7 protein-coding genes, 16 tRNA genes and 3 rRNA genes are annotated in these 12,794 nt (G+C 44.1%); 23 read left to right on the top strand and 3 right to left on the bottom strand.

Translation table 11 applies throughout. The features are described 5' to 3' along the window. Positions 1 to 8 precede the first annotated feature (8 nt). Positions 9 to 362 carry a YgzB family protein gene (locus tag MKY49_RS19145; protein ID WP_274794485.1) on the bottom strand — a complete coding sequence of 118 codons (354 nt, stop codon included), beginning with the start codon at positions 360 to 362 and terminating at the stop codon, positions 9 to 11. 149 nt (positions 363 to 511) lie between these two features. Between MKY49_RS19145 and MKY49_RS19140 the strand changes: the two genes are divergently transcribed. The 21 genes from MKY49_RS19140 (at position 512) to MKY49_RS19040 (ending at position 9,349) form a co-directional block, all read left to right on the top strand. Beyond that, entirely contained in the window at positions 512 to 1,399 is an 888-nt protein-coding gene (locus MKY49_RS19140; RefSeq protein ID WP_274794484.1) for a nucleotidyltransferase-like protein, read from the top strand. Between the two features lie 345 nt (positions 1,400 to 1,744). Further along, positions 1,745 to 3,296, top strand: a 16S ribosomal RNA gene (locus MKY49_RS19135). Between the two features lie 305 nt (positions 3,297 to 3,601). Next, a 23S ribosomal RNA gene (locus MKY49_RS19130) occupies positions 3,602 to 6,529 on the top strand. A gap of 110 nt (positions 6,530 to 6,639) precedes the next feature. Further along, a 5S ribosomal RNA gene (rrf, locus tag MKY49_RS19125) occupies positions 6,640 to 6,755 on the top strand. Together the 16S, 23S and 5S rRNA genes with 16 tRNA genes alongside form the textbook arrangement of a ribosomal RNA operon. 16 nt (positions 6,756 to 6,771) lie before the next feature. After that, positions 6,772 to 6,848 (top strand) — tRNA-Asn (locus MKY49_RS19120). A gap of 5 nt (positions 6,849 to 6,853) precedes the next feature. Further along, positions 6,854 to 6,945: transfer RNA gene (locus MKY49_RS19115), tRNA-Ser, on the top strand. A gap of 24 nt (positions 6,946 to 6,969) precedes the next feature. After that, positions 6,970 to 7,044 (top strand) — tRNA-Glu (locus MKY49_RS19110). Positions 7,045 to 7,059: 15 nt separating this feature from the next. Next, a tRNA-Val gene (locus MKY49_RS19105) sits at positions 7,060 to 7,135 on the top strand. 26 nt (positions 7,136 to 7,161) lie between these two features. Then, positions 7,162 to 7,236 (top strand) — tRNA-Met (locus MKY49_RS19100). A gap of 3 nt (positions 7,237 to 7,239) precedes the next feature. After that, positions 7,240 to 7,315 (top strand) — tRNA-Asp (locus MKY49_RS19095). Between the two features lie 17 nt (positions 7,316 to 7,332). Next, positions 7,333 to 7,408: transfer RNA gene (locus MKY49_RS19090), tRNA-Phe, on the top strand. 9 nt (positions 7,409 to 7,417) lie between these two features. Continuing rightward, positions 7,418 to 7,493, top strand: a tRNA-Thr gene (locus MKY49_RS19085). Positions 7,494 to 7,500: 7 nt separating this feature from the next. Continuing rightward, positions 7,501 to 7,584: transfer RNA gene (locus MKY49_RS19080), tRNA-Tyr, on the top strand. Between the two features lie 14 nt (positions 7,585 to 7,598). Continuing rightward, positions 7,599 to 7,672, top strand: a tRNA-Trp gene (locus MKY49_RS19075). Between the two features lie 12 nt (positions 7,673 to 7,684). Next, a tRNA-His gene (locus tag MKY49_RS19070) sits at positions 7,685 to 7,760 on the top strand. Positions 7,761 to 7,795: 35 nt separating this feature from the next. Further along, positions 7,796 to 7,871, top strand: a tRNA-His gene (locus MKY49_RS19065). Positions 7,872 to 7,875: 4 nt separating this feature from the next. Then, positions 7,876 to 7,950, top strand: a tRNA-Gln gene (locus MKY49_RS19060). A 5-nt stretch (positions 7,951 to 7,955) separates the two neighbouring features. Continuing rightward, positions 7,956 to 8,030 (top strand) — tRNA-Gly (locus MKY49_RS19055). Between the two features lie 7 nt (positions 8,031 to 8,037). Next, positions 8,038 to 8,111 (top strand) — tRNA-Cys (locus MKY49_RS19050). Positions 8,112 to 8,158: 47 nt separating this feature from the next. Then, positions 8,159 to 8,239: transfer RNA gene (locus tag MKY49_RS19045), tRNA-Leu, on the top strand. Positions 8,240 to 8,386: 147 nt separating this feature from the next. After that, a complete protein-coding gene (locus tag MKY49_RS19040) occupies positions 8,387 to 9,349 on the top strand; it encodes a tyrosine-type recombinase/integrase (RefSeq protein WP_341386867.1) in 963 nt (320 codons plus the stop codon). A 665-nt stretch (positions 9,350 to 10,014) separates the two neighbouring features. Here MKY49_RS19040 and MKY49_RS19035 read toward each other — a convergent pair. Further along, positions 10,015 to 10,638: a hypothetical protein gene (locus MKY49_RS19035; protein ID WP_341386866.1), complete on the bottom strand. Its 624-nt coding sequence runs from the start codon at positions 10,636 to 10,638 to the stop codon at positions 10,015 to 10,017. Between the two features lie 304 nt (positions 10,639 to 10,942). Next, positions 10,943 to 11,140 carry a helix-turn-helix domain-containing protein gene (locus tag MKY49_RS19030; RefSeq protein ID WP_337976397.1) on the bottom strand — a complete coding sequence of 66 codons (198 nt, stop codon included), beginning with the start codon at positions 11,138 to 11,140 and terminating at the stop codon, positions 10,943 to 10,945. A 141-nt stretch (positions 11,141 to 11,281) separates the two neighbouring features. On the opposite strand from MKY49_RS19030, the gene MKY49_RS19025 reads away from it, so the two are divergent. Both MKY49_RS19025 and MKY49_RS19020 read left to right on the top strand, forming a co-directional pair. Beyond that, positions 11,282 to 11,539, top strand: coding sequence for a hypothetical protein (locus MKY49_RS19025; protein ID WP_337976396.1), 258 nt, complete (start codon positions 11,282 to 11,284; stop codon positions 11,537 to 11,539). Positions 11,540 to 11,636: 97 nt separating this feature from the next. After that, on the top strand, positions 11,637 to 11,996 hold the full coding sequence (locus MKY49_RS19020) for a hypothetical protein (RefSeq protein WP_341386865.1): 360 nt from the start codon (positions 11,637 to 11,639) through the stop codon (positions 11,994 to 11,996). Positions 11,997 to 12,794: the final 798 nt, after the last annotated feature.

Raw genomic sequence — 12,794 nt, 5'->3', positions numbered from 1 at the left:
TTAATGGGCTAGGATTTTTTTGCTTTATGATTATAGGATTGATCGAACTCTTTACCTTCTAGAGAAGGATCAAGTGTTAAAGGCTCATTGCAGTACATGCACATATCTACACGACCTAATACTTTTGTGTGTTTATGACAATTCGGGCATTCAACTTGTACAGCTCTTGTTGACAATAATCCTATCCATGCATATACAACTGTACTTCCGATAATACATAAAACCCCAAGTGTCATAAAAATTAAAACTAGTATCGGGCTATTTTTAAAGAAAATACCTCCATACATAACAATAAAACCGATAAAGATTAGTGCTAATGCGAATGAACGAATTTTATTAATTTTACTTTTATAAGGTTTCATTTTTCATCTTGCCTCCCAATCTAAAATCTACTATAACATATAAGGGCAAAGTATTTTAGCTTTGAGAAGGTTGAAAGAAGGAATACTTTTAGAGTATGTCGAATTTTTAAACGGAACAATGGAATCTACATGAAAAAGGGGGGCTGAACATGGAGCAAGTCTTGCGTCCAATATACCAAGAACGTGCAAGTCAGTCGAACACACTAGGCGTCATTTTAGTGGAAAAGCGTGAGGAAAAAAGTAACGTTACAGATACTTTTGATACAGTATTACTAATTATCGTAAAAGAAGCAGAGCAGCCTGTCTTTTCGAAACATTACCTATATGAAGGAAATAAAGTTGCTCTACATACTGTTACGGAGAAATTAATAAGAAAATGGTTGCTTATTGGTTCTAATAAGAAGGTAGTCGATTGGATTTTCTTTGGAAGAGTTTTATTTGATCGTAATGAATTTTTGCATAAATTAAAAATAGAATTGCAGGAATTCCCTTACAGTGGACGTAAAATTAAAACTGGTATCCAATTTTCAAAGCTGATTCGTCGTTATCTAGAGGGGAAAGAGTACTTTGATAAAGGGAGTTACTTGGATGCTTATAATCATGTGGTTGATTCCCTACATCATTTAGGCCGTCTCTCTATTATAGATAGTGGATTGTACCCTGAAGTAACGGTCTGGGCACAGGTGAAAAAAATCGAGCCAGCCATCTATAAATTATATGAAGAGCTTGTCACAAGTAATGAGCCGATAGAAAAGCGCTTAGAGTTATTATTTTTAGCAAGTGAGTTTTTAATACATTCTCGTACACGTGATGGAGCACAGCATATTTTAGAAGTCATGCAAACAAAAGATATGTGGACTATTCAGGAATTGCATGATCATCATGAGCTCATGAATTACTCAGTAGATTTAGAAGTGTTTGTAGAGTATTTAGTGGATAAAGGCTATATTCAAATAGAACCAATTGCTGCGAAAAGTGATATGATTTTTCACCGTCATTACAAGGTAAATAAAGAAGCTCTAGAAATGGAGCTATGACTGTAGTATGCTTGTAATCGAGGTATTTAAAAATACCTCGATATTTTTTTAGAAAAATAGTTGACGAATAATATCTTAGTATTGTATTATATTAATTGTCGCTAAGACATAACAAAAACTCAATGAAAAACACAGAAAACTTTTTTAAAAAGTAGTTGACATGATTTGAGTGAGATGTTAATATAAAGAAGTCGCTGAAAAACGACTTAAAAATGAACCTTGAAAACTGAACAAGCAAAACGTAATCAATAAAGTTTTAAGTAACTAGCTTCGGCTAGTGAACAAAACAAAATTTTGGACATCAAAATTGATGCCAGCAAAACAATTTGAGCTAATCAAATTTCTTTTATGGAGAGTTTGATCCTGGCTCAGGACGAACGCTGGCGGCGTGCCTAATACATGCAAGTCGAGCGAACAGAGAAGGAGCTTGCTCCTTTGACGTTAGCGGCGGACGGGTGAGTAACACGTGGGCAACCTACCTTATAGTTTGGGATAACTCCGGGAAACCGGGGCTAATACCGAATAATCTGTTCCACCTCATGGTGGAACACTGAAAGACGGTTTCGGCTGTCGCTATAAGATGGGCCCGCGGCGCATTAGCTAGTTGGTGAGGTAACGGCTCACCAAGGCGACGATGCGTAGCCGACCTGAGAGGGTGATCGGCCACACTGGGACTGAGACACGGCCCAGACTCCTACGGGAGGCAGCAGTAGGGAATCTTCCACAATGGGCGAAAGCCTGATGGAGCAACGCCGCGTGAGTGAAGAAGGTTTTCGGATCGTAAAACTCTGTTGTAAGGGAAGAACAAGTACAGTAGTAACTGGCTGTACCTTGACGGTACCTTATTAGAAAGCCACGGCTAACTACGTGCCAGCAGCCGCGGTAATACGTAGGTGGCAAGCGTTGTCCGGAATTATTGGGCGTAAAGCGCGCGCAGGCGGTCCTTTAAGTCTGATGTGAAAGCCCACGGCTCAACCGTGGAGGGTCATTGGAAACTGGGGGACTTGAGTGCAGAAGAGGAAAGTGGAATTCCAAGTGTAGCGGTGAAATGCGTAGAGATTTGGAGGAACACCAGTGGCGAAGGCGACTTTCTGGTCTGTAACTGACGCTGAGGCGCGAAAGCGTGGGGAGCAAACAGGATTAGATACCCTGGTAGTCCACGCCGTAAACGATGAGTGCTAAGTGTTAGGGGGTTTCCGCCCCTTAGTGCTGCAGCTAACGCATTAAGCACTCCGCCTGGGGAGTACGGTCGCAAGACTGAAACTCAAAGGAATTGACGGGGGCCCGCACAAGCGGTGGAGCATGTGGTTTAATTCGAAGCAACGCGAAGAACCTTACCAGGTCTTGACATCCCGTTGACCACTGTAGAGATATAGTTTCCCCTTCGGGGGCAACGGTGACAGGTGGTGCATGGTTGTCGTCAGCTCGTGTCGTGAGATGTTGGGTTAAGTCCCGCAACGAGCGCAACCCTTGATCTTAGTTGCCATCATTTAGTTGGGCACTCTAAGGTGACTGCCGGTGACAAACCGGAGGAAGGTGGGGATGACGTCAAATCATCATGCCCCTTATGACCTGGGCTACACACGTGCTACAATGGACGATACAAACGGTTGCCAACTCGCGAGAGGGAGCTAATCCGATAAAGTCGTTCTCAGTTCGGATTGTAGGCTGCAACTCGCCTACATGAAGCCGGAATCGCTAGTAATCGCGGATCAGCATGCCGCGGTGAATACGTTCCCGGGCCTTGTACACACCGCCCGTCACACCACGAGAGTTTGTAACACCCGAAGTCGGTGAGGTAACCTTTTGGAGCCAGCCGCCGAAGGTGGGATAGATGATTGGGGTGAAGTCGTAACAAGGTAGCCGTATCGGAAGGTGCGGCTGGATCACCTCCTTTCTAAGGATTATTTCGGAATACAAACCTTGGGTTTGTAAGATTACGTTTTGCGTTCAGTTTTGAAGGTTCATTCTTCCGAATGAAATACTTCAAAACTTGTTCTTTGAAAACTGGATAAAACGACATTGAAATTGTAACAAACACATTTATTTTTTAAGTTTTTTATAGGCTTAATAACATTAGTAAGGTTTCAAGACACAAGCAGTTCTAGGAAGCAATCGAGTGAATGAAGGAGCGTACTTCAGTACGTGACTGATTGAACGAGTGAAGCTGACAACGAAATGCGATGTGTATTGAAAGCTGTAGGTTAAGTTATTAAGGGCGCACGGCGAATGCCTTGGCACTAGGAGCCGAAGAAGGACGGCACTAACACCGATATGCTTCGGGGAGCTGTAAGTGAGCTTTGATCCGGAGATTTCCGAATGGGGGAACCCACTACGTTTAATCGCGTAGTATCTTGACGTGAATACATAGCGTCTTGAAGGCAGACCCAGGGAACTGAAACATCTAAGTACCTGGAGGAAGAGAAAGAAAAATCGATTCCCTGAGTAGCGGCGAGCGAAACGGGAAGAGCCCAAACCAAGAGGCTTGCCTCTTGGGGTTGTAGGACACTCTATACGGAGTTACAAAAGAGCGAGTTAGATGAAGCGACTTGGAAAGGTCCGCCAGAGCAGGTAAAAGCCCTGTAGTCGAAAGTTCGTTCTCTCCTGAGTGGATCCTGAGTACGGCGGAACACGTGAAATTCCGTCGGAATCCGGGAGGACCATCTCCCAAGGCTAAATACTACCTAGTGACCGATAGTGAACCAGTACCGTGAGGGAAAGGTGAAAAGCACCCCGGGAGGGGAGTGAAAGAGATCCTGAAACCGTGTGCCTACAAGTAGTTAGAGCCCGTTAATGGGTGATAGCGTGCCTTTTGTAGAATGAACCGGCGAGTTACGATTACGTGCAAGGTTAAGCTTTAGAAGGCGGAGCCGCAGCGAAAGCGAGTCTGAATAGGGCGAAATAGTACGTGGTCGTAGACCCGAAACCAGGTGATCTACCCATGTCCAGGGTGAAGGTAAGGTAACACTTACTGGAGGCCCGAACCCACGCACGTTGAAAAGTGCGGGGATGAGGTGTGGGTAGCGGAGAAATTCCAATCGAACTTGGAGATAGCTGGTTCTCTCCGAAATAGCTTTAGGGCTAGCCTCGTGATGAGAATACTGGAGGTAGAGCACTGTTTGGACTAGGGGGCCATCCCGGTTTACCGAATTCAGACAAACTCCGAATGCCAGATATTTATACACGGGAGTCAGACTGCGAGTGATAAGATCCGTAGTCAAAAGGGAAACAGCCCAGACCACCAGCTAAGGTCCCAAAGTAATCGTTAAGTGGAAAAGGATGTGGCGTTGCACAGACAACCAGGATGTTGGCTTAGAAGCAGCCATCATTTAAAGAGTGCGTAATAGCTCACTGGTCGAGTGACGCTGCGCCGAAAATGTATCGGGGCTAAACGATTCACCGAAGCTGTGGATTGACATCTACGATGTCAGTGGTAGGAGAGCGTTCTAAGTGCGTTGAAGTCAGACCGGAAGGACTGGTGGAGCGCTTAGAAGTGAGAATGCCGGTATGAGTAGCGAAAGACGGGTGAGAATCCCGTCCACCGTATGACTAAGGTTTCCTGAGGAAGGCTCGTCCGCTCAGGGTTAGTCGGGACCTAAGCCGAGGCCGACAGGCGTAGGCGATGGACAACAGGTTGATATTCCTGTACCACCTCCTCACCGTTTGAGAAATGGGGGGACGCAGTAGGATAGGGTAAGCGCGCTGTTGGTTATGCGCGTCCAAGCAGTAAGGCGTGTGTGTAGGCAAATCCGCACACTGTAACGTTGAGCTGTGATGGCGAGTCCGTATGGACGAAGTTCCTGATTTCACACTGCCAAGAAAAGCCTCTATCGAGGTGAGAGGTGCCCGTACCGCAAACCGACACAGGTAGTCGAGGAGAGAATCCTAAGGTGTGCGAGAGAACTCTCGTTAAGGAACTCGGCAAAATGACCCCGTAACTTCGGGAGAAGGGGTGCTCTTGAGCGTGCAAGCGCATGAGAGCCGCAGTGAATAGGCCCAGGCGACTGTTTAGCAAAAACACAGGTCTCTGCAAAACCGTAAGGTGACGTATAGGGGCTGACGCCTGCCCGGTGCTGGAAGGTTAAGAGGAGTGGTTAGCGCAAGCGAAGCTGCGAATTGAAGCCCCAGTAAACGGCGGCCGTAACTATAACGGTCCTAAGGTAGCGAAATTCCTTGTCGGGTAAGTTCCGACCCGCACGAAAGGCGTAACGATCTGGGCACTGTCTCAACGAGAGACTCGGTGAAATTATAGTACCTGTGAAGATGCAGGTTACCCGCGACAGGACGGAAAGACCCCGTGGAGCTTTACTGTAGCCTGATATTGAATTTTGGTACAACTTGTACAGGATAGGTAGGAGCCAGAGATCTCGGAGCGCCAGCTTCGAAGGAGGCGTCGGTGGGATACTACCCTGGTTGTATTGAAATTCTAACCCATGCCCCTTAGCGGGGCAGGAGACAGTGTCAGGCGGACAGTTTGACTGGGGCGGTCGCCTCCTAAAAGGTAACGGAGGCGCCCAAAGGTTCCCTCAGAATGGTTGGAAATCATTCGTAGAGTGTAAAGGCACAAGGGAGCTTGACTGCGAGACCTACAAGTCGAGCAGGGTCGAAAGACGGGCTTAGTGATCCGGTGGTTCCGCATGGAAGGGCCATCGCTCAACGGATAAAAGCTACCCCGGGGATAACAGGCTTATCTCCCCCAAGAGTCCACATCGACGGGGAGGTTTGGCACCTCGATGTCGGCTCATCGCATCCTGGGGCTGTAGTCGGTCCCAAGGGTTGGGCTGTTCGCCCATTAAAGCGGTACGCGAGCTGGGTTCAGAACGTCGTGAGACAGTTCGGTCCCTATCCGTCGTGGGCGTAGGAAATTTGAGAGGAGCTGTCCTTAGTACGAGAGGACCGGGATGGACACACCGCTGGTGTACCAGTTGTCTTGCCAAAGGCATCGCTGGGTAGCTATGTGTGGACGGGATAAGTGCTGAAAGCATCTAAGCATGAAGCCCCCCTCAAGATGAGATTTCCCATTACGCAAGTAAGTAAGATCCCTCAAAGACGATGAGGTAGATAGGTTCGAGGTGGAAGTGTGGTGACACATGGAGCTGACGAATACTAATCGATCGAGGACTTAACCAAATTGTTTGAAGCAGTCAATGCACGTTTATCCAGTTTTGAAAGAATAAAATATTATAATATACTTGTAATTTTGATAAAATATGTTATAATAGGTGTTGTCTTTCAAATAGTCTAGTGATGATGGCAAAGAGGTCACACCCGTTCCCATACCGAACACGGAAGTTAAGCTCTTTAGCGCCGATGGTAGTTGGGGGCTTCCCCCTGTGAGAGTAGGACATCGCTAGGCTATATACTAAAATTATTCCGAAGTAGCTCAGTTGGTAGTAGCACCTGACTGTTAATCAGGTTGTCGCAGGTTCGAGTCCTGCCTTCGGAGCCATTCTTGGAGAGTTGTCCGAGTGGCCGAAGGAGCACGATTGGAAATCGTGTAGGCGGTTAACACTGTCTCAAGGGTTCAAATCCCTTACTCTCCGCCAGCACTTTGATTTATTCCAAACGAAGGCCCCTTGGTCAAGTGGTTAAGACACCGCCCTTTCACGGCGGTAACACGGGTTCGAATCCCGTAGGGGTCACCATTTAAATACCCAGATGGAGGATTAGCTCAGCTGGGAGAGCATCTGCCTTACAAGCAGAGGGTCGGCGGTTCGAGCCCGTCATCCTCCACCATATTTTTCATAACAACATAGTATTATCGCGGGGTGGAGCAGTGGTAGCTCGTCGGGCTCATAACCCGAAGGTCGTTGGTTCAAATCCGGCCCCCGCAACCAAATGGTCCCGTGGTGTAGCGGTTAACATGCCTGCCTGTCACGCAGGAGATCGCCGGTTCGATCCCGGTCGGGACCGCCATTTATTTTTTTAAATATGGGTCAGTAGCTCAGTTGGTAGAGCATTAGATTGAAGCTCTAAGTGTCGGCGGTTCGATTCCGTCCTGACCCACCATATTTTTTTGCCGGTTTAGCTCAGCAGGTAGAGCAACTGACTTGTAATCAGTAGGTCGTGGGTTCGATTCCTATAGCCGGCACCATTTTCCCGGAGGGGTAGCGAAGTGGCTAAACGCGGCGGACTGTAAATCCGCTCCTTAGGGTTCGGCGGTTCGAATCCGTCCCCCTCCACCAGTTTTTTTTACTATAGGGGCATAGTTCAACGGTAGAATAGAGGTCTCCAAAACCTTTGGTGTGGGTTCGATTCCTACTGCCCCTGCCAATTAATTTTATGGCGATTGTGGCGAAGTGGTTAACGCACCGGATTGTGGTTCCGGCATTCGTGGGTTCGATTCCCATCAGTCGCCCCATCAAATATAAAATTAATAAACATCATAATACAATGGCGATTGTGGCGAAGTGGTTAACGCACCGGATTGTGGTTCCGGCATTCGTGGGTTCGATTCCCATCAGTCGCCCCATTGTTGGGGTATAGCCAAGCGGTAAGGCAACGGATTTTGATTCCGTCATGCCTAGGTTCGAATCCTAGTACCCCAGCCATTTTTGCGGAAGTAGTTCAGTGGTAGAACACCACCTTGCCAAGGTGGGGGTCGCGAGTTCGAACCTCGTCTTCCGCTCCAATATGATGGCGGCATAGCCAAGTGGTAAGGCACGGGTCTGCAACACCCTTATCACCGGTTCAAATCCGGTTGCCGCCTCCATATTTTATCTGATAATCGGTTTATCCGATTTTTTTTATCTCCATTATGCCGGTGTGGCGGAATTGGCAGACGCGCACGACTCAAAATCGTGTTCCTTTGGAGTGTCGGTTCGACCCCGACCACCGGTATCATTAAATCGTTGATTTGACGGCGTTTCATGCGTAAGCATGGGGCGCTTTTTTACGTTTTAGACGTATAATGTGCGTCAAATTAGTCGTTAGCATGTTCGCTAGTAGACCGTTTTCCTTAAATACTAAGGAAGGCGGTCTTTTTCTATGTCTAAGCGTAATAACGAATTAGTAGGACGGGAACTCGATCTCGTGAGTCGTTCGGTATCAATGCAGGTGACGACGTTCGATGAAGCGTTAGCGGTATTTATAAAGGATGCGAAACGACGTGGCTTGCGCGAGTTTACGATTACTTACTATCAACGCGAATTAAATCACTTCCGTACGTTCTTAGTTAGCGTAAACCATTCGCTATTTATCCACGACGTACAGCGGAAGCACCTAGAGGAGTTAGTCGAGAATATGCAAGTACGCGGTCTACGGACAACAACGATAAACTCTAAGCTACGCGCAATTCGAGCGTTCTTTCATTGGTTACTCGAAAATAAATACTTGGCCGTCAATGACCTGGCAAAGTTTCCGTTAGTTCGTGATCGTAAGAATAGCGTTGAAACATTCACCGTTAAACAGTTACATGCATTGTTCAATGCAACGGACAAGCGTACATTCACAGGTCAGCGAGACTATACGTTTATGATGCTACTGCTCGAAACTGGCATTCGTTTAAATGAAGCTTGCGGTATTTTAGTAGAAGATGTGAAGCTGTCGGAAGGGCTCGTGTTTATTCGTAATACGAAAAATCATTATCATCGCTATGTACCGATACAAGCAAAGATGAAAGAGCAGCTTCGTAGATATATGCAATTAAGAGGGACATGCGAAACAGATGCGTTATTTGTCACTTTAGAAGGTACAGGAATGAAACGTAATTCTCTGCAGAAGATAGTCGCTCAATACGGTAATAAAGCAGGCATAAAGGGCGTCAGATGCTCGCCTCATACAATGCGTCATACATTCGCTAAGCTATCCGTTATGAATGGCGCTGGCATATTCGAATTACAAAAGATACTCGGCCATTCAACAATGGAGATGGTAAAAACTTATGTAAATCTATTTTCAACGGAGGTCCACGACAAACATCGTGAGTTTAGTCCGTTAAATAATCTTTAGACAAAAAGAAAAAGCCGAGTGCGCGAACACTCGACCTTAACTGAATATGACTACCGTTAGAACGATAGCATAAACACCAATGTAACGCTATTGTACAGCCTTTTCGAAAAAATTACAACGTCTAGGCTTATTTAGTGTGCCTATTTTCGGTAGTTCAACGTGGAAACCTAGTAACACGCTAAACTTGACCGGTTTGTACGATAGCCGACGCAATAATTATCGTTAGGACACGCTATAAGCGTCGCCGTATGTACGCTTGTGTCTGAATGCCGCTGACGGGCATTGTACGGTCAGGAGTGGAAGGACTGGCGCTTTACGGAGCGCGTAGGACGGACCATACAAAGCACTCTACGACAAATCGTAGTTTAGCTTACCTCGCGGGGGCAGTAGTAGCGAGTAGGTCCGTTGAGTAGAAATACTCGCGAATACATACGGCGATACAATACGGATACCATAGTTATACTGATCCATGTAAATTGCATTCGTCTGTCTTACATGACTGATAACTACGTCTATTTTTTCGTACTATCAGCGTGTAGGCAGACGAACTGCGTCCAAGCCGTTGTCCATGTTGCCGGCTCCATGATGGTGGTAAGCCTAAAATACTGTCAAGCGTAAAACTATTAAAATATCAAAATAAATACATAGAGCGTAAATAAAATTACTTATTTCCACTTGTCGATAAAATCGTGAAGCGTGTCGTTGAAAGAAACCGCGCTATCTTTTATTTCTGCGTAGATATATGAAACTAATGCGAGCCACGATACCGATTCATCGTAAGGACTATTCGTATTTATAAAACTAATAATCTTCTTTAACTCTACCATCCTATTGAAATTAAGAGTTTCGGATAAATGCTGTTGGAAGTAACTATTAACAAAGTCACTGTGACGAATACTAGCGTCAAGTAGTAAAGAGCAGGCCCGCGAAGGTGTTACATCGAGTGCGAATGCGAGTGTTACGAGGTTTTCATAATCTGGTTGTTTTAGTCGAGTGCTGATCCTTTCTGTCCTGGTTCCTGGCTTAAGTCGTTGCACCGACGGCTTATTAATATCGCCCATAAAAAGTGTGTTGTGGAATCTTACATTACGTTTGAAATTTTCGGAGAGGTGAGTGATGACCTTCCGTGAATCTAGTCCAAATAAACAAATTGTTTCTACGATGTTCTTAACGGGCGTATCGATAACATAGCTAATACGATAAATTGTGTCTTTTAATTCAATTGGAACAGTTGGCCTCACATCTCGTTTTTTATCCGCACGGACCTTTCTTGCACTTCCCTTTTGCACTTTCTCGCCTCCCAAATGCGAAATAAATCTAAGACACTGTTATCCTGTCGTTACACCACTATCGTACGTCGGGGAGGTGGCTCTTATGATTAAAATTTTAGAAGCCTGGTGATACTGCTTGTACATAAGTATTTTTTGGAGGTGTCTCGATGAGTAAATCGAAAAAAGAAATGGCTGCAGAATTGGCCGGTAAAATCATCAATCATGCAAACGAAGCCGGTATTCCATTACAGAAAAAGAAATCAAATAAAAAGCAAAGTAAATAAAAAGAGCGCCTAGTTTATACTAGAGCGCTTTTCTTATGCTAATTTTTCGGTTTAAAATCAATGATTAGCTCCATATTTAGTTCTTCTGCAATTTTTTCTAGGTCAGATACAGTATAAGTCTCATTTTTCATTTTCTTAGATAAGTTTGATTGAGTAGTCCCTATCTTTTCTGCTAATTGTGTTGCAGTCATTTCATTTTCTACAAGAAGTAATTTAATTTTCTTTGTGATATTCATTTTATAAACCATCCTTTTATGTATTATAAATCAAATATATCATAATTTATGAATTTAGTTCATATTTTATGTTGACTTAGTCATAATATTCATTTATTATGAATTTGAGGAATAAATAATGACTGAACAGGAGGTAATATCATGTTTACACAAATGCAAATCGTAGAAATCGAACCAAACTATAGCTACGTTGTTGAAAGAACACAGATTATTGAAGGGGTATACTTAGAGGTTTTTAAGCAGCCGGGATATGCGGATGACGCAGTTCTTTATATTGGAGATAACGAGGTATTATTCGCCTGGGATGAAACTGTTGCTAAACTGTTCTCAGAACTGGACACATGTGAGCCAATTGAACTCTTATCCTTTTTAGCGCAAGCACCAAAATTGTTAGCTTAATACGTAATTTACTACGGTATCGGACGCTGATACAGGAATTTAATACGGAGGATAATACGGAATTTGGCCGGAACTGAAAACGTTTGGGGGAGTTAATATGTGCGAGTACCATTCAAAATTTAACGGATTATTGTCGGAATTAAATAACCAGCGAGGCCTATTAACTAAGGAGTTGTCTCGCCTAGATAAGTATATTAGTAGTATGTATCACGACTTAGAGGGAATCGACCCAACGGAAGAATTTTCGTTAAGTTTTGTAACGCAATTACAAGACACGCTTAAAAAACGTCGAGTAGTGAAGGACGAAATGGCCAGGTTGGACGCTGTTTTAAATCCACTACGAAATGTAGCAGGAGATATTGAAACGTCAGTAAACATCCGTAAGAAAGTCAGCAAACGTTGGAAAAGAGATTTTAAGATGACGTTAACATTGGAGGAAGTATTATCGGAGGGTTGAATTCCGGTTGTGGCTAGATGCGAGGTGAATGACGTGTCTAGCCTTTGTATTCCCTTGTTGTTCCCATCGATTTAGGCGTCTTAGCACCGTAGTAAATGTATTTATCATACGAAGGCTTAAACGCCTTATAACGCACAATCGTAAAGGAGAACATCGATACACTGGCGGTAGCAACTTTATTTTACGATATAGTTCGTGGGTATTTAGACTTATTTTGTTATTATATAAAAAGATTGTCCCAATTCAACTCTTGTAACTCCACTAAGTAGAGTAAGGAGGCTAAGTCATGCAAGTAATTGATTATCGTTCAACTAAATTCATTATGATACCGCACTTTGAAATTTATTTTCGTAAAAGTGTGCGGATCAGTAAATTTTTCTATATTAGATAAGTAGAAGGATAGTTGTTGCATTGTCACAAAATCGACATAAAAAGGCTTGCTGAAAGTGCGCCAAACGGAAATTTTTTGTATATAAGTCAGTAGGAATAAATTTTTCTGAAAAGTTGTACCAAAATCTATCGTTTTAGTGTGCAGTATATAGTAGAACGAAAATTTCATTGAAAGTGATATCAAAATTAAGTTTTACATGGGAATAAGAAGTAGAGAGAACTTTTTATCATAATCATGTCCGAAACTCAATATTCGTTCGGGTATACAAAGTAGGAGGTAAATTTTTATCGGAAGTGTTAACGAAATTAATTTTTACTCGCAAATATATAGTAGGAGATTCAATTTCAACAAAAGTGATATCAAATCGGATGTTTTAGTGTGCTATATATAATAGCTAAGTTTTTTAT

The organism is Lysinibacillus sp. FSL M8-0134 (assembly GCF_038069745.1).
In the GTDB taxonomy this organism is placed as follows: Bacteria; Bacillota; Bacilli; order Bacillales_A; family Planococcaceae; genus Lysinibacillus; species Lysinibacillus irui.
Note: the sequence above shows the minus strand (reverse complement) of the source record. Positions and strands in the feature narration are given on the sequence as shown.